The 26,897-nt window shown below is 71.5% G+C and carries 18 protein-coding genes; 12 read left to right on the top strand and 6 right to left on the bottom strand.

Going from position 1 to position 26,897, the window contains the following annotated elements:
- Nucleotides 1–57 precede the first annotated feature (57 nt).
- Together ACZ67T_RS03115 and ACZ67T_RS03110 are read left to right on the top strand one after the other, a co-directional pair.
- Nucleotides 58–1,113 (top strand): phosphatase PAP2 family protein, encoded by a 1,056-nt coding sequence (locus tag ACZ67T_RS03115; protein ID WP_469981232.1) that lies wholly within the window; start codon nucleotides 58–60, stop codon nucleotides 1,111–1,113.
- Complete coding sequence (locus ACZ67T_RS03110; RefSeq protein WP_469981231.1) at nucleotides 1,110–2,171, top strand: DMT family transporter; 1,062 nt, start codon at nucleotides 1,110–1,112, stop codon at nucleotides 2,169–2,171. The genes ACZ67T_RS03115 and ACZ67T_RS03110 overlap by 4 nt, the downstream gene beginning before the upstream one ends.
- Nucleotides 2,172–2,252: 81 nt before the next feature.
- Here the strand turns inward: ACZ67T_RS03110 and ACZ67T_RS03105 are convergent, their stop codons facing one another.
- Complete coding sequence (locus ACZ67T_RS03105; RefSeq protein WP_469981230.1) at nucleotides 2,253–2,843, bottom strand: TetR/AcrR family transcriptional regulator; 591 nt, start codon at nucleotides 2,841–2,843, stop codon at nucleotides 2,253–2,255.
- Between the two features lie 306 nt (nucleotides 2,844–3,149).
- On the opposite strand from ACZ67T_RS03105, the gene ACZ67T_RS03100 reads away from it, so the two are divergent.
- On the top strand, nucleotides 3,150–4,634 hold the full coding sequence (locus ACZ67T_RS03100) for an MFS transporter (protein WP_469981229.1): 1,485 nt from the start codon (nucleotides 3,150–3,152) through the stop codon (nucleotides 4,632–4,634).
- A gap of 28 nt (nucleotides 4,635–4,662) precedes the next feature.
- Here the strand turns inward: ACZ67T_RS03100 and ACZ67T_RS03095 are convergent, their stop codons facing one another.
- The 4 genes from ACZ67T_RS03095 to ACZ67T_RS03080 form a co-directional block, all read right to left on the bottom strand.
- Nucleotides 4,663–5,610: an LURP-one-related family protein gene (locus tag ACZ67T_RS03095; RefSeq protein ID WP_469981228.1), complete on the bottom strand. Its 948-nt coding sequence runs from the start codon at nucleotides 5,608–5,610 to the stop codon at nucleotides 4,663–4,665.
- A gap of 160 nt (nucleotides 5,611–5,770) precedes the next feature.
- Nucleotides 5,771–7,828: a phosphocholine-specific phospholipase C gene (locus ACZ67T_RS03090; protein ID WP_469981227.1), complete on the bottom strand. Its 2,058-nt coding sequence runs from the start codon at nucleotides 7,826–7,828 to the stop codon at nucleotides 5,771–5,773.
- A 172-nt stretch (nucleotides 7,829–8,000) separates the two neighbouring features.
- Complete coding sequence (locus tag ACZ67T_RS03085) at nucleotides 8,001–11,078, bottom strand: alpha-mannosidase (protein WP_469981226.1); 3,078 nt, start codon at nucleotides 11,076–11,078, stop codon at nucleotides 8,001–8,003.
- A 106-nt stretch (nucleotides 11,079–11,184) separates the two neighbouring features.
- On the bottom strand, nucleotides 11,185–12,513 hold the full coding sequence (locus tag ACZ67T_RS03080; RefSeq protein WP_469981225.1) for a 6-phospho-beta-glucosidase: 1,329 nt from the start codon (nucleotides 12,511–12,513) through the stop codon (nucleotides 11,185–11,187).
- Nucleotides 12,514–12,570: 57 nt separating this feature from the next.
- Here ACZ67T_RS03080 and ACZ67T_RS03075 point away from each other — a divergent pair, with 57 nt between their 5' ends.
- The 3 genes from ACZ67T_RS03075 (at nucleotide 12,571) to ACZ67T_RS03065 (ending at nucleotide 16,058) form a co-directional block, all read left to right on the top strand.
- On the top strand, nucleotides 12,571–13,410 hold the full coding sequence (locus tag ACZ67T_RS03075) for a hypothetical protein (protein ID WP_469981224.1): 840 nt from the start codon (nucleotides 12,571–12,573) through the stop codon (nucleotides 13,408–13,410).
- Nucleotides 13,411–13,461: 51 nt separating this feature from the next.
- Nucleotides 13,462–14,817: an MFS transporter gene (locus ACZ67T_RS03070; RefSeq protein WP_469981223.1), complete on the top strand. Its 1,356-nt coding sequence runs from the start codon at nucleotides 13,462–13,464 to the stop codon at nucleotides 14,815–14,817.
- Nucleotides 14,818–14,918: 101 nt separating this feature from the next.
- Nucleotides 14,919–16,058, top strand: a complete 1,140-nt coding sequence (locus tag ACZ67T_RS03065) for a lactonase family protein (RefSeq protein WP_469981222.1) — start codon at nucleotides 14,919–14,921, stop codon at nucleotides 16,056–16,058.
- Nucleotides 16,059–16,125: 67 nt separating this feature from the next.
- Here ACZ67T_RS03065 and ACZ67T_RS03060 read toward each other — a convergent pair whose 3' ends face one another.
- A complete protein-coding gene (locus ACZ67T_RS03060) occupies nucleotides 16,126–16,740 on the bottom strand; it encodes a hypothetical protein (RefSeq protein ID WP_469981221.1) in 615 nt (204 codons plus the stop codon).
- 398 nt (nucleotides 16,741–17,138) lie between these two features.
- Here ACZ67T_RS03060 and ACZ67T_RS03055 point away from each other — a divergent pair, with 398 nt between their 5' ends.
- The 6 genes from ACZ67T_RS03055 to ACZ67T_RS03030 all read left to right on the top strand — a co-directional run bounded on the left by ACZ67T_RS03055 (nucleotide 17,139) and on the right by ACZ67T_RS03030 (nucleotide 26,762).
- The gene (locus ACZ67T_RS03055; RefSeq protein WP_469981220.1) at nucleotides 17,139–17,366 is read left to right on the top strand and encodes a type A2 lantipeptide; all 228 of its coding nucleotides are present in this window, start codon (nucleotides 17,139–17,141) and stop codon (nucleotides 17,364–17,366) included.
- A 101-nt stretch (nucleotides 17,367–17,467) separates the two neighbouring features.
- Nucleotides 17,468–18,271: a hypothetical protein gene (locus tag ACZ67T_RS03050; RefSeq protein ID WP_469981219.1), complete on the top strand. Its 804-nt coding sequence runs from the start codon at nucleotides 17,468–17,470 to the stop codon at nucleotides 18,269–18,271.
- Nucleotides 18,256–20,511: an NHLP family bacteriocin export ABC transporter peptidase/permease/ATPase subunit gene (locus tag ACZ67T_RS03045; RefSeq protein ID WP_469981218.1), complete on the top strand. Its 2,256-nt coding sequence runs from the start codon at nucleotides 18,256–18,258 to the stop codon at nucleotides 20,509–20,511. The genes ACZ67T_RS03050 and ACZ67T_RS03045 overlap by 16 nt, the downstream gene beginning before the upstream one ends.
- A gap of 1 nt (nucleotide 20,512) precedes the next feature.
- Nucleotides 20,513–23,368, top strand: coding sequence for an NHLP bacteriocin export ABC transporter permease/ATPase subunit (locus ACZ67T_RS03040; RefSeq protein ID WP_469981217.1), 2,856 nt, complete (start codon nucleotides 20,513–20,515; stop codon nucleotides 23,366–23,368).
- A 283-nt stretch (nucleotides 23,369–23,651) separates the two neighbouring features.
- A complete protein-coding gene (locus tag ACZ67T_RS03035) occupies nucleotides 23,652–26,276 on the top strand; it encodes a TIM-barrel domain-containing protein (RefSeq protein ID WP_469981216.1) in 2,625 nt (874 codons plus the stop codon).
- Nucleotides 26,277–26,600: 324 nt separating this feature from the next.
- Nucleotides 26,601–26,762: a hypothetical protein gene (locus ACZ67T_RS03030; protein WP_469981215.1), complete on the top strand. Its 162-nt coding sequence runs from the start codon at nucleotides 26,601–26,603 to the stop codon at nucleotides 26,760–26,762.
- Nucleotides 26,763–26,897: the final 135 nt, after the last annotated feature.

The raw sequence follows: 26,897 nt of genomic DNA, 5'->3' as shown, positions 1-26,897 counted from the left end.
GCCGTGCTCACCTCCGCATCACCGCACCACCCAGTCGTCATGAAAAGGGGCCGGGGGATGAATTCCCTTACCGAGCCTGCCGAACCGGAGCCGGACACAGCCGGCCGCGAGACGGACGCCGTCGGCCACCAGCCGGATGTCGTCGCCCGCCCGCCCCTGGTCCGGGAGCTCCTGCTGGTCGTCGGACTGTTCCTCGTCTACAAGTTCGGCAGGCAACTGGCCAATGGCCACACCGACGAGGCGTTCCGCAACGCGCACCGCGTGTGGGACCTCGAACGCGCCGTCCACCTGCCGGGCGAGGGCGCCGTGCAGCATGCCCTGCTGCACAGCGACGGCCTCGTCCACATCGCGAACACGTACTACGCGACGGTGCACTTCCCGGCGACGGCCGCCTTTCTGATCTGGCTGTATCTGCGCAGGCCCCGGCACTACATATGGACGCGCCGGGTACTGGCCGTCCTCACCGCGGCGGCCCTTGTGCTGCACCTCACCTTCCCGCTGGCCCCGCCCCGGATGCTGGCCGCCGCACACCTCGTGGACACCGGGCAGGTGTACGGGCCGACCGTCTACGGCGCGACGCCGCAGACCGACACGATGGCGAACCAGTTCGCCGCGATGCCGTCCCTGCACTTCGGCTGGGCGCTGATGGTCGCCGTCGGCCTGATCGCCGCGACCCGCTCCCGGCTGCGCTGGCTGTGGCTCCTGCACCCGGCGCTCACTCTGTTCGTCGTCGTCGGCACGGCGAACCACTACTGGCTGGACGCGATCGTGGCGACGGCTCTCCTGGGCATCGCGCTCGCGGTGATCCGGCTGCCCGGCACCACGCAGGCCACGAAGCCCGGTCAGTCCATCGGCCGGCGCCTGCTGCCCGCCCCGCGCTCCGCGGCCTCGCTCACGGCGACCGCGGAGACCATGGGCGCGGCGGTCCCCGCCCCCTGGACCCCGGCGCATCAGCGCGGCGGCTCCCTCTCCGCGTCCGAAGTGCTCGCACGCATCCCGGTGTCGGCGACGGCGGGCTCCGCCTCCGCCGTCGACGCGCCGGTCCCGTCGGCCACCTCGGGAGCGGCACGCCCTGGGCGCACAGTCCTCACGGCGTCAGGAGCACACCGGTGAACGCCACGCTCCTCGCCGTCGCACTCTCCCTCGTCTCGGCGGTCGCCTACGCCGCTGCCGCCGTCGCCCAGGAACGCCTCGCGTCACGCATCACGGGGACCGACTCGGGCGTCCTCGGCCTGCTCGGCAGGGGCGCCTGGTGGGGGTCGGTCCTGCTCAACGCGTCCGCCGCGCTGCTCCATGTGGCGGCCCTCAAGTACGGCCCCCTCACCCTCGTACAGCCCCTGGGCGCGCTGACGCTCGTCGCCGCCGTGCCGCTCGGGGCGCGCCTGGCCGGGCGGCGCGTCCTGTCCGTCGAATGGCGCGGCACCGCGCTCACGCTCGCCGGGCTCGGCGCGCTCCTGCTCACGGCCTCGGGCCCGGCCCCCGACGACACGCTCAGCCTCGGCGAGGCGCTCGCCGTCGCCGGTGCGACGGCCGCCCTGATCGGTCTCCTGTCGCGGCGCGGCGCGAAGCCGGGGCTGCGGCACGCGACGGCCTCCGGTCTCGCCTCGGGCATCGCCTCGGCTCTCGCCCAGACCGTGACCGTCGCGGTCACCGACCGGACGGGGCCGCTGCTCAGCGTCGAGGTGATCGTCGTGGCGCTGCTGATCGCGGCGTTCGCGGCGGGCGGCCTGCTCCTGTCCCAGGTCGCCTACCGCGGTGGCCTCGGCGCCCCGCTCGCGATGGTCACCCTCTCCAACCCGGTGGCCGCGGCGATCATCGGCGTCACGCTGCTCGGCGAGCGGCTCCAGGGCGGGATCACGGGGATTCTGCTCACGGCGGCGGGGGCGACGCTGGCGGCCCGCGGCGTCCTGCTCCTCACGCGCACGTCACCGGAGACAGAGGAGACCCAGCAGACCCAAGAGACTCCGCAGGCCCGACCGCAGCCGTCGCTCACGGCGGCGGAACCGCTGCCCGAGCTGCCGCCCCGCGCGACGGAGCCGGGCCCGGTCGCGGGCCTGCCCGGGCTGCCGGGCCTGCAGAACCTTCCGCCGATGCCCGTACTGCCGGGCACGGTGGTCATCCTGCCGTCGATCCCGCCCCAGCAGGAATCGGGCGCACTCCAGGCGTCCTGAGGGCGACGCCTTCACGGCCTCCGCGTCACGCCATCCGCTTCACGGCCTCCGCCCCACGCGATCCGCTGCACGGCTCCCGCGTCACGGCTTACCGGGCGCGGGACGCATCCTCATCCCGTCGAGCGTGATGCCGTAGACCCGGTCGCGCTGCTCGGTGTCCACATAGGCCGCGCCGGTGACGCCGGAGATCAGGCGGAGCAGGTCGTCGAAGGACATGTCCTCGCGGACCTCCCCGGCGGCCTGCGCGCGCTGCAGCAGCGGTTCACCGGCGCCGATCATGGCGCTGCGGCAGGAGGCGAAGATGTCCGACTCACCGCTGAGTGCGTCCCTGATGGCGCGCTTGGTGACGGTGTAGTCCACGAACCGGCGCAGCCACGTGGCGAACCCGTCCCACGGCGCGGCGTCCGCGAGTTCGTCGGCCAGCCGGCACAGGGCGTCGACCTCATCCGCGTAGACCGTCTCGAAGAGGTGTCTGCGCGTGGGGAAGTTGCGGTACAGCGTGCCGATGCCGACGCCGGCCTTGCGGGCGATGTCCTCGAGCGACGCCTCCGCACCCTTCTCGGCGAACGCGTCGCGGGCCGCGTCGAGGAGCGCGTCGAAGTTGCGGCGCGCGTCCGCGCGGCGCGGGCGCTGGGCCGCGACGATCCCGCCGACGAGTTCCCTGTCCGTCATGCGTGCCACTCCCGGGGTGAGGCAGCGCGGGCTGCCGAGGTTGTACCGGAGGCACCCCTCCGCTATCGTTATCCAAGTCGAGGGGTGCCTCCACTTTAACAGTCGGCGCACCCCGCGCCCCTGCCGCACAGTGCTGCGGTCAGACCGGCCGAGACGGCCGGATCCCACCATCCTCCCAGCTCGCGCGCGCCGACGGACCGCGGCCCTTGCCGCAGGTCACGCCGGTGTGCCCGGCCACCTTCCGTTCAGAGAGACACCGCCTTGAACCGGAATCGCACGACGTCCTCTCGCACGACCCGAAAGCCCGTGTCCCAGAATCCCGCGGCGCCGAGCCCGGCGCCCAGAAGCTCCAACCGCCTCACCTTCGCGGTCCTCGCGACGGGTGCCGGCGTGTTCTCGATGATGCAGTCGCTGGTCGCCCCGGCCCTGCCCACCGTCCAGCACGCCCTGCACACCAGCCAGGCCACCTCGACCTGGGTGATGACCGCCTATCTGCTGTCCGCCTCGATCTTCACGCCCATACTCGGCCGGGTCGGCGACCTCGTCGGCAAGAAGCGCACCATGGTCGCCGCGCTCGTCGCGCTGACCGTGGGCTGTGTACTCGCCGCCCTCGCCCCGAGCATCACCTGGCTCATCGTCGCCCGCGTCGTCCAGGGCATCGGCGGCGCGCTCTTCCCGCTGTCGTTCGGCATCATCCGCGACGAGTTCCCCCGCCACCGGGTCAGCCCCAGCATCAGCAACCTGTCCGCCGTCATCGCGGCGGGCGGCGGTGTGGGCATGGTCGCGGCCGGGCCCATCGTGGGCGCGCTCGACTACCGCTGGCTGTTCTGGCTGCCCGCGGCCGTCGTCGCGGTGACGGCGCTGATCGCGTACCGCTACGTTCCCGAGTCGCCGACGCGCGGCACGGGACGCGTGAACTGGCTCGGCTCCGTGCTGCTCTCCGGCTGGCTCGTCGCCCTGCTGCTGCCCATCAGCCAGGCCACGTCCTGGGGCTGGGCATCCATCAAGGTCGTCGGTCTGCTGGCCGCCGCCGTGGTCCTCTTCGCCGCATGGGTGCTCGCCGAGGCGCGCTCCGCGAGCCCGCTGATCGACCTGCGCGTCATGCGGCTGCCCGCCGTGTGGACGACCAACACGGCCGCGCTGCTCTTCGGCGCGGGGATGTACGCGGTGTGGTCGTTCCTGCCCGGATTCGCCCAGACACCCTCGTCCGCCGGGTACGGCTTCGGGGCGAGCGTGACGGGCGCGGGGCTGTTGATGCTCCCCATGCTCGTGGCGATGTTCCTCGCCGGGGTGCTCAGCGGCCGGCTCGAACCGGTCGTGGGGGCGAAGGCGCTGCTCACCACCGGCGCCGCGCTGGGCGCGGTCTCCTGCGCGATGCTCGCCGCCTGGCACTCCGAGCAGTGGCAAGTCGCCCTCGCGGCAGGCGTGTTCGGGCTCGGCATCGGGCTTGCGTTCGCGTCCATGGCGAACCTGATCGTGCAGAGCGTCCCGGCGGCGCAGACCGGCGCGGCCACCGGCATGAACGCCAACATCCGCACCATCGGCGGCTCGATCGGCGCCGCCGTGATGAGCAGCCTGGTCACGGGACACCTCCAGGCGTCGGGACTCCCCTACGCCTCCGGGTACACCCACGGCTTCACGCTGCTCGCGGCGCTGTGCCTCGCCGCCGCGCTCGCTGCGCTGCTGGTCCCGGCCGCGCGCCGGGCGGGCGGACCGCGCGTCCCGGCCGCGCACGGGACGACGGCCGGGGCGGACGAGCAGGCGGGCCTGGAGCAGCCCGTGTCGCGGTGAAACCGGCGCCCGCCGGGCGCCGGCCCGGTCAGCCGAAGCCGCGGGCGTCCTGCTTGAGGGCGGTGTCCACCGTGAGGGCGGTCGCCACGACGAGGCTCAGGAGCGGCTCGGGCAGCTGGTAGTGGATCTGGAGGACGTAGTTGTCCGCGGTCGTGAACATCGTCTTGGCGAGTCCCTCCCACGTCTTCGTGATGCGGGCGACCTCGTTGTCGGCGTGGTCGACGATCGAGAAGTTCCAGGCCCGCCAGTTCTCGGCCTTGATGGCGCCGATCTGCTGGCCGTTCACGTTGATCCCAAAGTTGATCTTGCCGATCATGTTCTGCTGGACGATCTCGCCGACCGGCGAGCCGTCCGGACGCTCCACCACGACACGCGACTTCATGAACTTCGCGGGCCGCGTCATGACGAGCTGCGGCTGCCCGTACGCGTCACGGATCTCCAGCTTGTGGGTCATGAACTGGTCGAGGCTGGAGACGAAGCGCGCGACCTTCTTGAGCGTGCTCTGGCCGACCTGGACGACGGAGCCGATCTGGCCGCCGTTCTGATCCATGACGGTGTACTCGTTCGTCAGCTCGATCAGCTTGGCCTTCTGGTTCACCACCAGGACCGGCTCGGTGAAGAGGCTGCCGCCGCCCTGCGCGGTGGGCGCGACACCGGCCTGGTGCTGCACCTGGCGCTGCACCTTGGCGGGGTCGACGTACTGCTGCTGCGGGGCCTGCTGCCCGTACGGGCCGGCCGCGTGCTGCTGAGGCTGCGGCGGCTGCTGCTGTTGCGCGAACTGGCCCTGGACCGGCTGCTGCTGCACATGCTGCTGTTGAGGCCGGCGCTGCGCCTGCTGCGGGACCTGCTGGCCCGCGGGCTGCTGCACGGGGCTGGTGTGCTCGGTCCACTGCGCGCCGTCCCACCACCGCAGGGTCTGGGGCGCGCCCTGGGGGTCGGGGTACCAGCCTGCCGGGGTGTTCGAATGCGTCGTCACCCGGGCACACTACCGCGCCATCCTGTGGTGGCATCCAGGCCGGACAGATGTGACGTACGCCGCCGCCCGAACGGGTACGGAACGGGCGGCGGCGCGATTTTCGAGTGTCTTCGAGCAATCGAGTGTCTTCGAGGTACCCGAGAACGAAGCCCCTACGGGATCAGACCGTGAGGATCCCGGGGTCGCTCACACCGGCCTGTCCGTTCTCGACATGGCCCGCGAGACGGCGCAGGTACGTGCTGTCGCTGTCGGCGGTCACCTTCAGGTCGTACCAGCGCTTGGTCGCGCGCAGGTCGACGGTCTGCGTGACGGTGGCCCCGGCCCGCACCGTGTACGTCTGCGGCTGTCCGCCGTAGGCGTTGGTCACGGTGAGGTGGACGTCGGCGCCGGTGGGGTTCGTCAGCGTGAGCGTGAGGTTGCCCGTGCTCGCGTCGTGGCGGGCGGTGAGCCCGGGCTCGGCGACGGTGTTGGTGCCCTTGAAGGCGCGCAGGAACCCGTTCGGGCCGTGCACCGTGAGGTCGTACTTCCCTGCGGAGTAGGCCGAGTTCCAGGCGTCCGAGATCGACTTGCCGGCCTCGGTGGAGTACGTCCAGGGGCCGTCGGTCCGGTTCTGCGACCTGACCTGGAAGGCCGCGCCCGCGGAGGGGCCGCCGCTGAACGTGAGCTGGAACTTGCCGGTCGACGGCGTGGAGACCCCGTCGGCGTAGGGCGCGTACGGCAGCGGGCGCGCGGGCCGGGAGCCCGACTCCTGCCGGGGCAGCACGGGGTTGGCCGGCGGCTTCGGCACGTAGCTGTTGTGCCGGTCGTGGTCCGGCGGCAGGTACCCGGCGGTGCTGGGCAGTTGCGCCGGAGCCGTGTTCGTGAGGGAGAAGTCGAACGCGGAGGAGAGGTCGCCGCAGATGGCACGGCGCCACGGCGAGATGTTGGTCTCCTTGACGCCGAAGCGCTTCTCCATGAACCGCAGGATCGAGGTGTGGTCGAGCGTCTCGGAACAGACGTAGCCGCCCGTGGACCACGGCGAGACGACGATCATGGGGACGCGCTGCCCGAGGCCGTAGGGGCCCGCCGAGTAACTCGCGTTGCCCTTGAAGTAGTCGAGGGTGGTGTCGGCGGTGGACAGGCCCTGGTTCGCGGAGGCGGGGGCGTACGGCGGCACGACGTGGTCGAAGTAGCCGTCGTTCTCGTCGTACGTGATGAACAGGGCCGTCTTGCTCCACACCGCCGGATTGGAGGTGAGCGCGTCGAGCACCTGCGAGATGTACCAGGCGCCGTAGTTCGCGGGCCAGTTGGGGTGTTCGGAGAACGCCTCGGGCGCCGCGATCCAGGAGATCTTGGGGAGCTTCCCGGCCTTGACGTCGGCCTTCAGGACGTCGAAGTAGCCGTCGCCCGCCTTGGCGTTCGTGCCGGTGCGGGCCTTGTCGTAGAGGGGGTCGCCCGGCTTGGCGTTGCGGTAGTTGTTGAAGTAGAGGAGCGAGTTGTCGCCGTAGTTGCCGCGGTAGGCGTCGTCGATCCAGCCCCAGCTCCCGGCGGCGTCGAGGCCGTCGCCGATGTCCTGGTAGACCTTCCAGGAGACCCCGGCCTTCTCCAGACGCTCGGCGTACGTGGTCCAGCCGTAGCCGGCCTCCTGGTTGCCGAGGACGGGCCCGCCGCCGGTGCCGTCGTTGCCGACGTGGCCCGACAGCATGTAGTAGCGGTTGGGGTCGGTGGCCCCCATGAACGAGCAGTGGTAGTCGTCGCACACCGTGAACTTGTCGGCGAGCGCGTAGTGGAACGGGATGTCCTGGCGCGTCAGATACGCCATGGTGCCGGTGCCCTTGGCGGCGATCCAGTTGTCGTACTTGCCGTTGTTGAACGCGCTGTGGCCGCCGGCCCAGTCGTGGTCGAGGCCCGCGATGAACTGCATGCCCAGGTCCGCCGCGTCGGGGTGGTAGGGCAGGACCTCCTTGGCGCCGCTCGCCTGGTTCCACACGGGCTTGCCGCTGGGGAGCGTCACCGGTCGCGGGTCGCCGAAGCCGCGGACTCCCTTCATCGTGCCGAAGTAGTGGTCGAAGGACCGGTTCTCCTGCATCAGGACGACGATGTGCTCGATGTCCTGGACGGTTCCCTTGACGCGGGCGGCCGGAATGGCGGCGGCGCGGTCGATGCTGTTCGACAGGGCGGTGAAGCCCGCGGTCGCGCCCGCTATCTGCAGGAAACGCCGTCGGTTGAGTTCAGGCATGGGTGTGGGGCCTCTTGGGTGTGTGGGGACAGAAGCGAACAGAGTGTTCCAAGAGGACCGGTCAGAGAGGAAGGGGTGATGACACTTGCATGAAAGTTCGCCGTATGCGTCAGAAACAATCACCGAGCCGCAAACGGAGGGGAGGGCCAACCGGCCCTCCCCACTGACGACTTCAGCCCCGGCCGCCCACCGCGAGCCGCAGCGTCACGATCTGGAACGGCCGCAGCGCCACCCGCACCGCGTCATCACCGTCCGCCGGCAGCACCTGCTCCGGCTGCCGCGCGAAAGGCCGCTCCAGGAGATCGGTGACCTGGACGCCGGCGAGCGGGAAGCCCGTGCGCAGCGTGCCCGCCGCCCGGCCGCCGAGGGATTCGTAGAGCCGTACGACGACATCGCCCGAGCCGTCGTCGGCGAGCTTCACCGCCTCCACCGTCAGACCGTCGCCGTCCACCGACACCACCGGCTCCGGTGCACCGCCCGAACCGGCCACCCGTAGCGGCAGGTTGAGCGCGTACCCCTCGGCGACCGCGTCGGCGACACTCGCGCCGGGCAGCAGGGAGTAGGTGAAGCGGTGCGCGCCCTGGTCGGCCTCCGGATCGGGGACGCGCGGGGCCCGCACGAGGGAGAGGCGGACGGTGGTGGTCGTGCCGCCGTCGTCGCGGGTCGTGCGCGAGACGTCATGGCCGTACGTGGAGTCGTTCAGGACCGCGACGCCGTAGCCGGGTTCGCCGATGTGGACCCAGCGGTGGCCGTACACCTCGAAGCGGGCCGCCTCCCAGCTGGTGTTGGTGTGCGTGGGGCGCTTGACGTGGCCGAACTGGATCTCGGCGCTGGAGTGGTCGGCGCGGACGTCGACGGGGAACGCGGCCTTGAGGATCTTCTCTGTCTCGTGCCAGTCGATCTCGGTCTCGACGTCGACGCGCTTGCTGCCCGCGCGCAGGGTGACGGTCTGCGTGATGCGGGAGCCCTTGCCGAAGGCGCGCTCCACCCGGACGGCGGCACGCAGCGGCCCTTCCTCGCTCACCGTCACGGACTCGGCGTCGAGGAGGTCGCGGTAGTGGTTCTTGTAGTGCTTGTCGATGTCCCACGCGTCCCAGTAGTTGGGCAGGTCGCTGTGGAGGCGGAGCAGGTTGCCGGGGCCCGCGAGGACCTCGCGTTCCGCGGTCAGGTCGTACACGGAGGCCAGCGTCCCGTCGGGGCCGATGACGACGCGGACGAGCCCGTTGTCGAGCGTGCGGCCGTCCGTGACGGTGACGGGGCGGTCGGGGTCGGCGGGGGCCACAGGCGCCGACCCGTTGGCGGGCACGTGGGTGCGGGCCAGCTCACCTGCCGGGGTGCGGATCACTTCGGTACGGGCGTACGGGCTGGTGTTGAACACGTGCGGTCCGCCCTCGCCACCCCCCAGCGCACCCACCGCCTCCGCCGTGATCGCTTCGAGTTCGACCGCCACGCGCGCGTACTCCGCCTCGGCCTCGCGGTGCACCCAGGCGATGGACGACCCGGGCAGGATGTCGTGGAACTGGTGCAGGAGCACCGTCTTCCACAGCCGGTCGAGCTTCTCGTACGGGTACGCGTACCCCGGCGCGCGCAGGGCGGCGGCCGTGGCCCACAACTCGGCCTCGCGCAGGCGGTGTTCGCTGCGCCGGTTGCCCTGCTTGGTGCGGGCCTGCGAGGTGTACGTGGCACGGTGCAGCTCCAGATAGAGTTCGCCGGACCACACCTGGTCCTTGGGGATCTCCTTGCTCGCCTCGGCGAAGAAGGCGTCCGGGTGCTCGACCCTGACCTTCGCGGAGCCCTCCAGGTCGGCCAGGCGGCGGGCGCGCTCCAGCATCTCGCGGGTGGGGCCGCCTCCGCCGTCGCCGTGCCCGAAGGGCGCCAGCGAGCGGGTGCCCCGCCCCTTGTCCTGGTAGTTGCGGACGGCGTGCGCCATCTCACGGCCGGAGAACTCGACGTTGTAGGTGTCGACCGGCGGGAAGTGGGTGAAGATCCGCGTGCCGTCGATGCCCTCCCACCAGAACGAGTGGTGGGGCAGCTTGTTGGTCTGGTTCCAGGACAGCTTCTGCGTGAGGAACCACTCGTTTCCGGCGAGCCGGGCGAGCTGCGGGTAGGCGGCGTTGTAGCCGAACGAGTCGGGCAGCCACACGCCCTTCGTCTCGACGCCGAAGTGCTCGATGAAGAAGCGCTTGCCGTGCACGAGCTGGCGGGCGATGGCCTCGCCGCCGGGCAGATTGCCGTCGGACTCGACCCACATCCCGCCGACGGGCGCCCACTGGCCCTTGGCGACGGCCTCCTTGATGCGGTCCCACACGTGCGGGTAGTTGTCCTTGACCCACTCGTACTGCTGGGCCTGCGAGCAGGCGAAGACGAACTCGTCGTACTCGTCCGCGAGCGCCGTCACGTTCGAGAAGGTGCGGGACGTCTTGCGCTTGGTCTCGCGGATCGGCCACAGCCAGGCCGAGTCGATGTGCGCGTGGCCGACGGAGGAGAGGGTGTGCGCGCCCGCGTGCGCCGGCTTCGCGAGGGCCGGGGCGAGGACGGCGCGGGCGGCGGCGGCCGTGCCGCAGATGTCGTCGAGGTCGAGGGCGTCGAGCGCCGCTTCGAGCGTGTGCGCGATCTCGTGGCGGCGCGGCTCGTGTTCGCTCAGCTCCAGCATCAGCTCGCGCAGGACCTGAAGGTCGAGCGAGAGGTGGAAGACGTCCTCGTCGAGGATCGCGAGGTCGGCGCTCCTGAAGGTGTAGAGCGGCTGGTCGCCCGCCGTGCGCGGGTCGCCGAGCGGGGTGGGGTGGGCGAAGCGGTCGGCGAGGATGTCCGGGTTGGAGGCGGCCTCGACGAGGTAGTCGACCACTTCGCCGCCCTGCGCGGGGCGGGCCACGGGCACGTACTGGTTCTGCGGGTTGACGGCCTTGAGGGGGCGGCCGTCGGGGAGGTGGACGAGGGCCTCCGCCTGGTTGCCGGGCCAGTCGTTGACGAAGCCCAGGTCGAAGACGGCCTCGACGCGGCGGCCCGCCCACTCGGCGGGGACCGTTCCGTGCGCCGTGAACCAGGTGGTGCCCCAGGGCGGCCCCCACGGGGTGCCGACACTGAACGGCTTGTACGGGGCCGACTTCGCCTCGGCGAAGGGGACGGGCTCGCCGGGCGCGTGCCAGGCCTGGAGGTCGAGCGGGACCCGGGCGCTGTGGACGGCCGGCTTGACGCGCTGGTCGTGGACGCGGGCGACGCGCTGCTCGATGCGGCGGAGTTCGTCGTGCATACGGGCTCCTCTACTCGGGGGTGTCCGGCGGATCACGGGCCGGGGTCGCGACGCCTGGCACGGCACCTCGCCGCGACCTACCCGGCCCCGATCCGCCGGACACCCCTCAGTGGGTCAGGTAGGCGAGGCCGGGGTGGGCCGCCGTGTATCCCTCCAGGAGGCGGCGGGCCACCGTCACGGAGTCGACGAGGGGGTGGAGGGCGAAGGCCTTGACGGCGGCGGCGCGCGAGCCGCCCTCGGCCGCTTCGAGCACCTCGCGCTCGACGGCCTTGACCGAGGAGACCAGGCCCGTTGCGTGACCGGGCAGCGGAGCCACGCTGACGGGGTGCGCCCCGTTGGCGTCGACGAGGCAGGGGATCTCGACCACGGCGTCGTCGTCGAGCGACGGCAGGGCGCCGCGCCCGCGCACGTTGAGGATCAGCGTCGCGCGCTCGTCGCGGGCGATGGCGCGCATCAGGGCGAGCGCCACCTTCTCGTAGCCGCCCGACTCCTCGAGGTCGGCCGCGTCCCGCTCGCCCGCGCCGGACGCCTCGCGGTTGTGCGCCATGTACGTGGCCTCGCGCTCGGCGCGGGTGCGGTCCCAACTGGCGTACGACGGGTCGGCGTAGAAGGCGGCCTGCTGGTCGAGCAGGAACGCGCCGCGGGTGCGAGCGGCCTCCTGGTAGGCGCGGACGGTCTCGCGGTTGAAGTAGTAGTAGTGCAGGTACTCGTTGGGGATCGCGCCGAGGGAGCGGAGCCACTCCGTGCCGAAGAGGCGGCCTTCCTCGAAGGAGCCGAGCAGCTTCTCGTCGGCGAGCAGGCGCGGGAGCTCGTCGCGGCCGTTCACCACGAGTCCGCGCAGCCAGCCGAGATGATTGAGGCCGACGTAATCGATCCAGGCCTCGCCCGGGTCTGCGCCGAGGACGCGCGCCACGCGGCGGCCGAGTCCGACGGGCGAGTCGCAGATGCCGATGACCCGGTCGCCGAGGTGCCGTGACATGGCCTCGGTGACCAGCCCCGCCGGGTTGGTGAAGTTGATGACCCAGGCGTCGGGCGCGAGTTGCCTGACGCGGCGCGCGATGTCGACGGCGACGGGCACGGTCCGCAGGCCGTACGCGATGCCGCCGGCGCCGACGGTCTCCTGGCCGAGCACCCCCTCGGCGAGGGCGACCCGCTCGTCCGCCGCGCGGCCGGCGAGGCCGCCGACGCGGATCGCGGAGAACACGAAGTCGGCGCCGCGCAGCGCCTCGTCGAGGTCGGTGGTGGCGTGCACGGCGGGCGCGTCGGGGACGCCGGTGGCTTGTTCCGCCAGTACGCCGGTGACGGCCCGCAGCCGGTCCGGATCGGTGTCGTGCAGCGTGACCTGGGTGACGCGGCCTTCGGCGTGGTCGCCGAGCAGCGCTCCGTACACCAGGGGCACCCGAAATCCGCCACCGCCGAGAATCGTCAGCCTCATGCGCCGATCGTAGGGCAGCCTGGTCCGCGACCCGATCTTCGACCGGCGGAGGCCGCGATGAAACCCCCCACGCAACGACGGACAAGACGCCAACTCCTCACTCTGGCCGCCACCCTGGGCGCTCTCGCGCTCGGCGCGGGCACGGCGGTGGCCGCGCCCGCCTGGACCGAGACCGGCACCGCGCGGGTGAGTTCACTCACCGGCAGCCAGGGCCTGGCGAGCCACGCCGACGGCTCCCTGGTGTACCGGGGCCTCGCTTCCGTTCCGCTCGATCTGCGCACGGCGGGCTGGTCCCACATAGGCGACCCGGACGTGGCGCAGGGCTACACGTTCGACGCGTACCAGGGCGGCGACGCCACGACGAAGAAGATGTTCGCGGTGACGGCCCCCGACGGGAAGCGCACCACGTACGAACACAGCCTGGATCAGGGCGAGTTGCTCAACAACTCGTTCGCTTCCGTGTCGCCCGACGGGCAGTGGCTGGTGGCCGGCGAGTGGGGCACCATGAACCGGCTCCAGGTCTTCCCGGCGCCCGTGCTCAACCCGTCGGCGCCCGCGCCCGGCGCGAATCTCCCGCAGGCCGGGCAGATCACTCTCGACAAGCCGGTCGACAACATCCAGGGCTGCGACTTCACCGACGCCACCCATCTGGCGTGCTCGTCCGACGGCTCGACGAAGGAGGTCCTGGAGGTCGCCCTGGACCGCCCGCTGGACGGCTCGCCGGTCACCGGGCACGTCACGGCGGCGTTCGCGATCCCTCAACGCAGCATCTGTTCGGGCACGTTCGAGGCCGAGGGCGTCGACTACGACACCGCGAGCGGCACGCTGCGGGTGGAGATGGTGCCGCCCTCACCGTGTCTGGTGACGACGACAGTGATCTCGTACCGCAAGGGCTGACCGTGACCTCGGGCCGTAAGACCTGAGGTGTGGGACGGCGGGGTTCGGGGGATGGTCGCGATCATGACAGATCGCGCGTCCCCCTCCCCGTCGGCCCCGTCCGGCCCCTCGGACCCGTCGGATCCGGCGGCCGGATCCCTGAAAACCGCTCCCCCTCGCCGCCCCCTGCGCCAGCTCCTCGCAGCCTCCGTCGGCAACGCGGTCGAATGGTACGACTGGTATGCCTACACCTTCCTGGCCACGTACATCGCGGGCCAGGTGTTCCCCAAGGGCTCGGGCAACTCCCTCGTACCGCTGCTCTCCACGTTCGCGGTGTTCGCCGTCGGGTTCTTCATGCGGCCGGTCGGCGGGCTCCTCATGGGAGCGGTCGCCGACCGGCACGGCCGCCGGGCCGCGCTGACCGTGACCATCCTGCTGATGGGCGGCAGCAGCCTGCTCGTCGGCCTCACCCCGACGTACGGGGCCGCGGGCGTTCTCGCGCCCGTGGTGCTCGTTCTCGCGCGCCTGCTCCAAGGACTGTCCGTCGGAGGCGAGTTCGCGGCCTCGACCACCTTCCTCGTGGAGTCGGCGGGCCCGGGACGGCGCGGGCTGTTCTCGTCCTTCCAGTACGTGTCGACGTCCGCCGGACAGCTCGCGGCGTCCGGTGTCGCGGCGGCGCTGGTGAGCACGCTCGGCGACGGACAGATGGACGGCTGGGGCTGGCGCGTGCCGTTCGTCCTCGGCGCGCTCCTGAGCCTGGTCGGCTTCTGGATCCGGCGCGGCGCGTACGAGACGCGCAGCGCCGAGCAGCGTGCGGCCGAGCGTCCGGGCCTCTTCGACGCGCTGCGCCACCACCCGCGCGAGTCCCTCCTGATCTGCGGCATCACCGCGGGCGGCACGCTCGCCTACTACACATGGACGTCCTATCTGCCCACGTACGCCGAGCTGAACGCGGGCATCGACAAGGCGGACGCCCTCGTCGCGGGGACCATCGCGCTGGCCTTCTTCGCCCTCCTCCAGCCGGTCGGCGGCATGCTCTCGGACCGGTTCGGGCGCAAGCCGCTGCTCCTCTTCTTCGGCCTGGGCTTCGCTCTGCTCAGCGTGCCGCTGCTGCGCTCGCTCGGCAGCTCGTTCACCTCGCTGCTCCTGGTGCAGTGCGCGGGGATGGTGCTGCTCACCGGCTTCACGTCGATCTCGGCCGCGGTCAACGCCGAGGTGTTCCCCGCGCGGGTGCGCGCGGCGGGCATCGGGTTCCCGTACTCGCTCACCGTCGCCGTCTTCGGCGGGACGGCTCCCTATGTCGGCACGCTGTTCAAGGAGACCGGGCACGCGGGTCTCTTCCCCTGGTACGTCGCCGTGCTCTGCCTGGTGTCGTCCGTGGTGTATCTGCGGCTGCCGGAGAGCGCGCACAAGGAGCTCGACCGCTGAGGCGTGTTGCGCGGAGTGCAACCACGGTTGCGTCTCTTGCCAGTTGAAGGGGCACACACCAAGGTAGGGGCCACGTCACTCTGACCCCGGAGGTACCAGGAATGAGCAGCAGCACCGGCCGCCGCCGCTTCCTCGGCGGGATCGCGGCAGCCGCGGCCGGCGGTGTCGTCACGGCGGCGGCGGGTCCCGCGCAGGCACGCCCGCCGCGCGCGGCACAGCCCTTGTACCTCGGCACGTACACCTCCCAGGACGGCGGTGGCAGCGGCATCGGGCTCGCCGCGTACGACGCGAGCACGGGCCGCATCACCGGGACCGGGACGATCGACGGGGTGGCCGACCCCTCGTATCTGGCGGTGCATCCGCGCGGCCACACTCTGTACGCGGTCGACGAGAGGCAGGACGGCGGTGTGACGGCGGTCCGGCTCGCGGACCGGCGCGTGCTCGGCCGGCGGAGCACGGGCGGCGCGGGCCCCTGCCATCTGTCGGTGCATCCGAGCGGCCGGTGGCTGCTGAGCGCCAACTACCTTTCGGGCAGCGTCGCCGTGCACCCCGTCGCCGACTCCGGCGCACTCGGTGAACGCACCGCTCTCGTCACCCACTCCAGGCCCGCGCCCGGCCCCGGCCAGCAGGGCCCGCACGCGCACCAGATCATCACGTCCCCGGACGGGCGGCACGTGCTCGCCGTCGACCTGGGCAACGACACCGTCTACACGTACCGCCTGGACACGACGGCCGGGACGCTCACGCAGGTGTCGTACGCGTCCCTGCGCCCGGGCGCGGGCCCCCGGCACCTCACGTTCCACCCGGGTGGCCGCTTCGCGTACCTCGCCAACGAGGTGAACAACACCGTGGTCGTCTGCGCGTACGACCCGGGGACGGGACGCCTCACGCCCGGCGAACCTCAGTCCACCGGCACCGGTTCGGGCACCAGTTACCCGGCGCAGATCCTGGTCACGGCCGAGGGCGGCTTCGCCTACCTCGCCAACCGCGGGCACAACAGCCTGACCCGGTACGCGATCGAGGCGGACGGCGCGCGGCTGCGCCTGCTCGACACGGTGCCCGTCGGCGGCGACTTCCCGCGCCAGATCGCCTTCTCGCCGAACGAGCGGCTCCTGTTCGCCGCGAACCAGAAGTCCGGGTCCGTGACCGTCTTCCACGTCGACCACTGCGGCGGCGGGCTCACCCCGGTGGAGGGTCCCGCCTTCGCCGCACCGATCGCCGTCTGCGCGCTGCCGCTGTAGGGCTCGGAGTCCCGGGGCCGCGCGGACGGGCGCGGGGCCCTGAGGGCTCCAGGGGGCGGCGCTCAGGTCATCGCATGATCCCGGTGAGCGCGTCCCCTTCTTTCGCGCACTCCCACGCGCCGTCACAACACGCCTGCCAGGACCGGGCGTCGGGCCCGAGCAGCGCAACCCGCTGACCGGCGGACGGAGGCGTCAGCAGCGACAGGCGCAGTCCCGCGGTCTCGACGACCAGGTCGGTCGCGGTCCGGCCCCCTCCCGCCGGCGGGCCGTCCGGCAGCCGCGTGGCCTCGGACAGGGCCTCGGCGACCTCGGCCGCCGGGTACCCGAAGAGGTCTATGTCGTCCCAGGCGACCGGCGTCGCCGGGGCGGGGACCGTGGTGGTGACGTCGAGCCGGGACAGCCGGTCCGCGGCGCCCGGGCCGCCGCCGCTGAAGCGGAGCGTGACTCCGTCGAACTCCGCCTCGAAGGCCCAGTCCGGTTCGTGGAGGAGCCCACTGAGCCAGGCGTCGTGCGCATGCCGCAGCTCCGGGTACTGCTCGCGCGTCAGTGTCATGCACTGCCGCCTGCGTGTGATCACGCCCTCGGTGAGCCGGGAGAGCACCTCGTCGGGCGTCATCCCGAACCGCACCGCCCTCGCACCGCCGGGCAGCGTCACGCCTGTGTCCTGCGACAACTCCAGCATTGCCCCATTCTTCACGGCACGGCCCCGGAGACAACCCCCCTGCGCCCCCGCGCGTCCCTCCAGAAAACCTGCACACCGAATGCGCAGTCCGGTCACCGTGTGCTGTGAATGCGCACAACCCTCAAATGCGACCCCGGCCAAAAATGCGGGAGTGTCCATTTTGCAGAAATTCATGGAGCCCGCTCGAGAATTCGGACCTGTGGATCCTGTGAAGGGTCTGCCCCCACGGCGTGAACACTCCTGCACGCGGCGGTAATTACGTGCCCGCACAGCCTCTGACCGGGGACCTTCCGATTGGATGTGCGAGGTGTCATCGTGCTTTGATCCTCCGCACTGCGGGAGTTACGCAAGTGATTCGCGCATTCTGAGAATTACCAATGAGAAGGGCAGCTCACATCATGAACTCCACCCCCCAGGTTGAGACCCTCGAGATCTCCGACGCCGACCTCGACAACGTGTCGGGCGGCCTCGTCGGCGGTCTCGCCGCCAACCTGACCAACACGGCCGACTCGATCGCCCCCGTCTCCGGCGTCGTCGGTGGCCTGACCGGCACCCTCGAGGGCGTGACCGGCGTCAACACCGCCGCCGTCACCGGCCTGGCCACCGGCCTGACCGCTGGTCTCTGAGCCACGGCTCCGCAAGGGCCCCGGAACCTCCCCCCGGTTCCGGGGCCCTTGGGCACTCCCGGCACCCCGCCGGACCGGAAGACAGGTAAGGGAAGTACGTCGTGCAGTTCCGTCAACAGGCCCTGTCCAAGCTGCAGTCGCCCGAGGAACTCGACCTTCCCGTGCGGCTCGCGAGGCCCCAGGGCGTACTCGCGCTGGCCGTGACCCTCGTCGTGATGGCGGCGGCGTCCGTGTGGGCCGTGACCGGGTCGCTCTCCTCGACGCTGCGGGTCCCCGGCGTCCTCACCCACGCGCAGGGCAGCTACGTCCTCCAGAGCCCCGTCACCGGTCAGGTCACGGGCGTGCTCGCCAAGGAGGGGCAGCGCCTCGCCGCGAACTCCCCGCTCCTCAAGGTCAGCACGCCGCAGGGCGACCGCTATGTGCGGACCGTCGACGCGGGCCGCGTCACCACACTCGTCGCCCGGATCGGCGCGGTCGTCACCACCGGTTCCGACGTGGCGACCGTCGAGAAGACCGGCGCCGACGACCCCCTCCTCGCGATGCTGTACGTCCCCGCGGACCGCGCGGGCACCGTGCCCGTCGGAGCGGACGTCGACCTCACTGTCCAGTCGGCGCCGTCCCAGCAGTACGGCATGCTGCGCGGCCGGGTGCAGGCGGTCGGGCGCGGCGCGCAGAGCGGTCAGCGGGTCGAGGCGTTCCTCGGCGACAAGGAACTGGCCACGCAGTTCACGAAGGGCGGCCCGGCGGTCGCGGTCCTCGTGAAGCTCGTCGCGTCGCCCTCCACCAAGTCGGGTTACGCGTGGTCGTCCAAGGACGGACCCCCGTACGCGCTCGACTCGATGACCCCCGCCTCCGGCGCCGTGCACCTCGCCGAGCAGCGCCCGATCGATTGGCTGCTCCCGTGAGCCCCTCCCCCGCAGTCCAGCAGCAGCTGCCCCCGGCCGGACACGGCCGCCGCCGCGCGCGTCCCGCGCCGAAGCCGCCGCGCCGCCGCCACCGCACCGTCCGCACGCCCACCGTCCTGCAGATGGAGGCCGTCGAGTGCGGCGCCGCGTCGCTCTCGATGGTCCTGGCGCACCACGGCCGGCACGTCCCGCTGGAGGAGCTGCGCATCGCGTGCGGCGTCTCGCGCGACGGTTCACGGGCCAGCAACCTCCTCAAGGCGGCCCGCAGTTACGGAATGACCGCGCGCGGCATGCAGATGGAGCCGGCCGCGCTCGCGGAGGTCGAGGCGCCCGCGATCCTGTTCTGGGAGTTCAACCACTACGTCGTCTACGACGGCATGGGCCGGCGCTTCGGGCGGCGCGGCGTGCACATCAACGACCCTGACAAGGGCCGCAGGTTCGTGCCCTCCGAGGACTTCGACACCAGTTTCACGGGCGTCGTCCTCGTCCTCGAACCCGGCGACGGCTTCCGCCCGGGCGGGCGCAGGCCCGGTGTCCTGCGGGCGCTGCCCGCGCGCCTTCGCGGCACGACGGGCACGATGCTCGCGGCGCTGCTCGCGAGCCTCCTGCTGGTCGCGGTCGGCGCGGCGCTGCCCGCGCTCAGCCGCACGTACATCGACATGTTCCTCATCGGTGACCAGACCTCCCTGCTCGGCGCGCTGTTCGCGTCGATGGGCGCGATGGTGGCGCTCACGGCGGTGCTCACCTGGCTCCAGCAGGCCAATCTGCTGCGCGGACGTGTCATCGCGTCGACGCTGAGCAGCGCCCGGTTCTTCGGCCATCTCCTACGGCTGCCGGTGACGTTCTTCGCACAGCGCAGTCCCGCCGATCTGGTGCAGCGCCTGCAGTCGAACGACGCGGTCTCCGAGACGCTCGCGCGCGACCTGACCGCGGCGGGCGTCGACGGCGTCGTGGTCCTCCTGTACGCGGCGCTGCTGTGGACGTACGACCCGCAGCTCACGCTCGTCGGGGTGGGCATCGCGCTCGGGAACGTCGTCGCGATGCGGATCGTGATCCGGCTGCGGGCCACCCGTACGCAGAAGCTGCGCGCGGACACGGCGCGGCTCACCAACACCTCGTACACCGGCCTGCAGCTCATCGAGACGATGAAGGCGACGGGCGGCGAGAACGGGTACTTCCGGCGCTGGGCGGGGCAGCACGCGACCACGCTGGAGGAGCAGCAGCGGCTCGGGGTGCCGAGCGCGTGGCTCGGCATCGTGGCGCCGACCCTGGCGACGCTCAACAGCGCCCTGATCCTGTGGATCGGTGGCCTGCGCGCGGTCGAGGGTCATCTGTCGGTGGGTCTGCTCGTGGCTTTCCAGGCGCTCGTCACGCGTTTCACCGCGCCGATCACCCGCCTCAACGGTGTCGCCGGACGCATCCAGGACTTCGCCGCCGACGTGGCGCGCCTCAAGGATGTGGAGAGCTTCCCGGCGGACGCGCTGTACACGCGGCCCGACGCGGCGGCGAGCACGCGCCGCCTGAAGGGGCACGTCACGCTCGACGACATCACGTTCGGCTACAGCCCGCTGGACAAGCCGCTCCTCACGGGCTTCTCCCTGGCGGTCGGACCCGGTCAGCAGGTGGCGCTCGTCGGCGGCTCGGGCAGCGGCAAGTCGACGGTGTCGCGGCTGATCTCCGGGCTCTACAGCCCGTGGGAGGGCACGATCCGCATCGACGGACAGCGTCTGGAGGACATCCCGCGGGGCGCCCTGTCGGCGTCGGTGTCCTTCGTCGACCAGGACGTGTTCCTCTTCGAGGGCACGGTCCGCGACAACGTCGCGCTGTGGGACCCGTCGATCCCGGACGAGGCCGTCGTCGACGCCCTCAAGGACGCGGCGCTCTACGACGTCATCGCGCGCAGGCCCGGCGGCATCCAGGGGCGGGTCGAGCAGGACGGGCGGAACTTCTCCGGCGGTCAGCGCCAGCGCCTGGAGATCGCGCGGGCCCTGGTGCGCCGGCCGAGCATCCTCGTGCTCGACGAGGTGACCAGCGCGCTCGACGCCGAGACGGAGCAGCTCATCATCGACAATCTGCGGCGTCGCGGCTGCGCCTGCGTCGTGATCGCGCACCGCCTCAGCACGGTGCGCGACAGCGACGAGATCGTCGTCCTCGACCACGGCCAGATCGTCGAGCGGGGCCGGCACGAGGCGCTCGTCGCCGCCGGCGGGCCGTACGCCGAGCTGGTCAAGGAGCACTGACGTGACGTACACACACCAGGAGCACGCGGCCGGCGACCAGGTCACCGCCGCGTTCGGCTCTCTGGGCATGCCCGTCGACTGCGCCGGCATGCGCAGCCTTAACCTCGAAGGACCGCAGGTCCTGTGGCTGGTCGTCCAGGGCGCGCTCGACCTGTTCGCGGTCGACGCGGCCGCCCAGGGCCACTGGCACTTCCTGGGCCGGCTCGAAGCGGGGACCCTGCTGCTCGGACCGGTCGAGGGACCCCAGCACACGCTGGTGGGCCGCCCGCTTCAGGGCTGCCTGCTGCGCCGCATCGGACTGCGCGAACTCCAGCGCCCCGACTACGGCGACGCTTCGTGGTCGCACGACCAGCAGTACCTCAGCCAGTACGACACCCAGGACGCCGCCCTCAGCCTCCTCGAGCACGCCTTCGCCCTGGGTGTGGGCCGCAGCCAGCGCGTCCTGTTCGAGGCACCCCTCGACGGCCGGACGGCCGGCGACGACTCCGTGGGCGACGACGACATCCTGTGGCTGCCGATCCTGCCGGGCAGCGTGCAGTACGGCGCCTCGTACAGCGCGGACACCGTGGGCGAACTGCTCGTCGACGGCTCGATGTGGCAGCGCATGGTCAATCAGCAGTTCCGGCTCCTGTCCGCGCTCGACCGGTGGATCGAACGCCTGGAGAGCGCGCACGAGACCCGGGCTGCGGCGGGCATCAAGGCGGGCGAGACCGTCCGCGAGGAGGCCGACCGGACGCTCCTCGCGTCCATCGGCCGCCAGGGCAAGGGCGGTTCACGTCGCGGCTCGTCCTCCGGGAACAGCGACGACGCGACGTACGCGGCGTGCAAGCTGGTCGCGGGCGCGGCCGGGATCACGCTCTCGGCGCCCGAGCGCAGCGGCGCCGTCAGCGACCGCGTCGACCCGGTCGAGCAGGTCGCCGTCGCCTCACGGATCCGTACCCGCGCGGTCCGCCTCGACGGGCGCTGGTGGCGCGAGAACGCGGGTCCCCTGGTGGGGCACCGGGCGTCCGGCACCCCGGTCGCGCTGCTGTGGCGGCGCGGCGGGTACGAGGCCGTGCATCCGTCGAGCGGGCGGCGGACCCGGATCGACGAGGACAACGCGGAGGAGTTCGAGCAGCGGGCGGTCATGCTGTACCGGCCGCTGCCCGACCGGCCGCTGAGCCCGCTGCGGCTGCTGCGGTTCAGCGCGCGCGGCACGCGGGCCGACGTGCGCAATCTGCTGCTCGCCGGGCTCGTGACGGTCGCGATCGGGGCCCTGGTGCCGGTCGCCACCGGGCGGGTGCTCGGTGTGTACGTGCCGAACGCCGAGACGGACCTCATCGTGCAGGTCTCCCTCGCGGTCATGGTGACGAGCATCGTGTCGGCCGCGTTCATGCTGCTGCAGAATCTGACGATCCTGCGCATGGAGGGCCGGATCGAGAGCGCGCTCCAACCCGCCGTGTGGGACCGCCTGCTGAGGCTCCCCACGCGGTTCTTCGCGTCGCGTTCCACGGGTGAGCTGGCGAGCGCCGCCATGGGCATCAGCTCGATCCGCCGCCTCATGTCCGGTGTGGGCCCGGTGGTGGTGCAGTCCGGCACGGTCGGCGCGATGAACCTGGTCCTGCTCCTCCTCTACAGCGTCCCCCTGGCGCTGACCGCGCTCGCCATGCTCGCGGTGATCGCGGGCGTCTTCCTCACCCTCGGGCTGTGGGAACTGCGTTGGCAGCGCCGTCTCGTCGTGCTCGGCAACAAGCTCAACAACCAGGCGTTCCAGACGCTGCGCGGCCTGCCGAAGCTGCGGGTCGCGGGCGCGGAGAGCTTCGCGTACGCCTCGTGGGCCGGGGAGTTCGCGCGCAGCCGCGAGCTCCAGCGGCGCGCGGGCCGCATCAAGAACCTGACGACGGTCCTCAACGCGGTCTATCTGCCCCTGTGTTCGCTCGTGATGTTCATGCTGCTCGCCGGACCCGCGCGGGGCACCCTCTCCGCGGGCGACTTCCTCACGTTCAGCACCGCGGTGACGATGCTGCTGTCGTCGGTCACGCAGCTCACGGGCGCCCTGATCTCCGCGGCCGCCGTCCTGCCGATGTTCGAGCAGATCAAGCCCGTTCTCGACGAGGCGCCCGAGGTGCGGGCCGCCAGCACCCAGCCGGGCGAGCTGACCGGCGAGATCGAGGCGCGTGGCGTGTCCTTCCGCTACACGGACGACGGGCCGCTCGTCCTCGACGACGTGAACCTGTCGATCAGGCCGGGCGAGTTCGTCGCGGTCGTCGGCCCGAGCGGCTGCGGCAAGTCCACGCTCCTGCGCCTCCTCATCGGCTTCGACAAGCCGGTCTCGGGCGGTGTCCTGTACGACGGTCAGGACCTCGGCGCGCTGGACCAGGCCGCCGTGCGCCGGCAGTGCGGCGTCGTGCTCCAGAACGCGCAGCCGCTGACCGGTTCGATCCTGGACTGCATCTGCGGCGCCGAGGTGTTCACGCAGGAGGAGGCGTGGGAGGCGGCGGCGATGGCGGGGCTCGCCGAGGACATCAAGCGGATGCCGATGGGCCTGCACACGATGATCGCCGGCGGCGGCGCCATCTCCGGCGGCCAGCGCCAGCGCCTGATGATCGCGCAGGCGCTGATCCGCCGGCCGCGCATCCTGTTCTTCGACGAGGCCACGAGCGCGCTGGACAACGAGACCCAGCGCACCGTCATCGACAGCACCCGCGCCCTGAACGCCACGCGCGTCGTCATCGCGCACCGCCTGTCCACGGTGATGGACGCGGACCGGGTGATCGTCATGGCGGACGGCCGGGTCGTCCAGCAGGGACCGCCGGCCCAGCTGCTCGCGGACACGAACGGGCGGCTGCACGAGCTGGTGCGGCGTCAGATGGCGTAGCCCGGGGCACAGTCAGAGCCACAACCCCAGCCGCGGTCCGAGCCGCAGATCGCGCGACGGAACGCAGTCGGCCCGTGCGAGGACATTGACAGAACCCCTCAACCCTGTGAACCTTCGTGCTCGAAGTTGCTCGAAACAGCGAGAGTTCAAGCACTGGTACACATCGACCGGCCGGGCTCCATGGGTCACTCGGGTTGAGCGGAGATGCACCTTGCACGGATTGCGAAGACTGCGGCAACGGCGGCTGAGACGGCAACGACCGTCTCGCGGGGGCACCTTGGCGGTGATCGGCACCGCGGCACTCCTCGGCGCGACCCTCCTCGGGACCCCCGCCCAGCAGGCGAGGGCGGCGACTCCGGGCAGCGGCATCCTCGACGACGCCCACAAGAGCGTGACGTGGCAGAGCCCCGTGTACCCCGCGGGGACCGTGGGCGATCCCGGCAAGTGCCCGGCCGCCGCGGACGACCCCGACAACAAGGTGTGCGACCGCTTCGACCTCACGGTGTCGGTCCCTGACGGCTACTGGGACGACAACCCCGAGGGCGGCGTCCCCGTCTCGATCGAGTGGGCGAAGCAGCCCACCGACGACTTCGACATGTACGTCTTCGACGACGCGGGCAAGCAGGTCGCCGCCAGCGCGGGCACGGCGGATCCCGAGGCCACGGTGATCCCGAAGGCCGACGGCACGTACCACGTCGTGGTCGTCCCCTACGACGTGCACGACAACTCCTTCGTCGGCAAGGCGTATCTGCCCGAGACGACCGACGCGGGCGACCTGACCTCCTTCACGGGCAAGGACGGCAGCTACACCATCGGCGCCGGTGCCCTCAAGGCGAAGGCCGACTTCCTGACCGGCGGTCGGCTGCGGCTCCAGGCCGACCCGTCCGGCACGTTCAGCGACCCGGCAGGATCGCAGATCGTGCGCAAGCAGCCCGCGCTCGACCAGCACACCTCGTCGTTCGACGCGGGCGCGTACTACGGCATCCGCTCCCCCGGCGCCGTCCTGCGCGTCTACAAGAAGCCCCTGCGCTTCGGCCTCTACAAGGCCGACAACAGGACGCGGGTCTGGCAGGAGGACAAGCCCCTGCGCTGGTCCACCGGCGGCATGCGGCAGAGCCTGGAACGCGGCAAGGACGAGCAGTTCTTCGGCGGCGGCGAGCAGAACGGCTCGTTCTCGCACCGCGACAGGACGGTCTACGTCGCGAACAACACCAACTGGAACGAGGGCGGCTACAACAACTCGCAGCCGTTCTACCTCTCTTCGGCGGGCTACGGCGTCTACCGCAACACCTTCGCCCCGGGCGTCTACGACTTCGGCCCCTCCGTCCACGCGGGCCAGCAGGAGCGCCGCCTCGACGCGTACTACTTCCTCGGTGACGCGAAGAAGGTGATCGGCGGCTACACGTCGCTGGTCGGCAAGCCGTTCATGCCGCCGGTGTACGGCCTCGAACCCGGCGACGCCGACTGCTACCTCCACAACGCCAACCAGGGCGAGCGCCACACGCTCGACTCCCTGAAGGTCGCCGACGGGTACGTCGAGAACCAGATGCCGCTCGGCTGGATGCTGGTCAACGACGGCTACGGCTGCGGCTACGAGAACCTCGCCGAGACCGCGAAGGGCCTCCAGGACCGCGGCACCGAGATGGGCCTGTGGACCCAGGACGGCATCGACAAGCTCGCCGACCAGGTGAAGGCCGGACAGCGCGTCGCGAAGCTCGACGTCGCCTGGGTCGGCAACGGCTACGGCATGTCCCTGGACGCCTGCGACAAGGCGAAGGCCGGCATCGAGGACAACAGCGACGCGCGCGGCTTCGTCTGGATGCCCGTCTCGTGGGCGGGCGCGCAGCGCTGCGGCGTGCTGTGGAGCGGCGACCAGAAGCTGTCGTGGGACTTCGTGCGCTGGCAGATCCCGACGTACGCGGGCGCCACGATGTCGGGCATCGCCTACAACACCGGTGACGTGGGCAGCATTTACAGCCACGACGCCAAGATGTACGCGCGTGACCTCCAGGCCAAGACGTTCCTGCCGGCCATCATGACGATGGACGGCTGGGCCAGGGACATCACCACCGGCAAGAAGATCAACCAGCAGCCGTGGGTGGACGGCGAGCCCTACACGTCGATCAACCGCAAGTACCTCCAGCTGCGCGAGCGCCTGCTGCCGTACCTGTACACGCTGTCCGCCGAGGCGGCGAAGACCGGCGTCGGCGGCGTGCGCCCGCTCTACCTGGAGTACCCGGACGACCCCGCGACGCTGGGCGCGAACGCCAAGTACGAGTACCTGGCGGGCGACGACTTCCTGGTCGCCCCGGTCTACAAGGACTCGGACACCCGTGACGGCATCTACCTGCCCAAGGGCACATGGACGGACTACTGGACGGGCAAGACGTACCACGGTCCGACGACGATCGACGGTTACCACGCACCCATCGACACGCTCCCCCTCTTCGTCAAGTCCGGTGCGGTCGTGCCGATGTGGCCGAAGGGGACGACGTCGTACAAGTCGCGTGACGTCCACGAGCTGGACTGGGACGTGTATCCGCAGGGCCGCTCCTCCTACACGCTGTACGAGGACGACGGCGTGACCCGCGACTTCGCCAAGGGCGCGTCGGCGAGGCAGCGCGTCACGGTCGACCAGGGCGAGCACGCGACCGACCTCAACGTCGGTGCGAGCAAGGGCAGTTACAAGAACAAGCCCGACGCCCGCGCGTACCGGTTCACCGTCCACGGCGAGGGCGCGCCGCGCCGGGTGTCGGCGGAGGGGCGCGCGCTGCCCCGTGCCGACTCTGCGGACGCGCTCGCGGCGGCCGGGTCGGGCTGGTACTACGACGCGGACACGGGGGTGACGACGGTGAAGACCGCGCGCCAGTCCCTGGACCGCGGCTTCACGGTGACGCTGCGGCGCTGATCCGCAGGGCGGAGTGAGACGGGGGCGGGTCCGGTGGTGCGGGCCCGCCCCCTCTCCGTTGCGGCGGACTGCCGTATCGCGGGCGCGGGCCTCCGGACACCGGCCCCGACCCCGCGCCGCACCAGGCGGTTTGCTCGTGCGACGCGGGCTGCTCGTACGATGTCCGCGAGTACGTCCGGGATGCGCACGGAGGGAGGGCAAGGGTGTCGGCTACAGCCGATTCGCGACGTCGTGTCGGCGTTCCGCCCGGCCGGTCCCTCCCCGCCGAAACCCCGTCCACCACGCCGACCAGCACGTCTTCGGCCCGATGATAGGTTCAAACGCGTGATATCGACGGGGCCACTGAACCGTACGGCGCTGAGCGGAGTCACCTTGGCGGGTGAGCGCGGACGCGTCGAACTCGTGCTGCCGTCCCGCGAGCCGCTCGGCGTCTTCGGTGTGTACGGGCTTGCGTTCGACACCTTCGCGTATGGGCTCGGGACATGACGCAGAGCGACTGGCAGGACAACGTACTGCGGGACCTGCTCAGGCAGACCCAGGCACAACTGGGCGGGGAGGGCGGCGAGATGACGGCGTCGGATGTGTCCGGTTCCGAGGTAGCGGGGCCAGGCGCCGGGGCCG

It is taken from the genome of Streptomyces sp. NPDC107517, from assembly GCF_055582645.1.
Note: the sequence above shows the minus strand (reverse complement) of the source record. Positions and strands in the feature narration are given on the sequence as shown.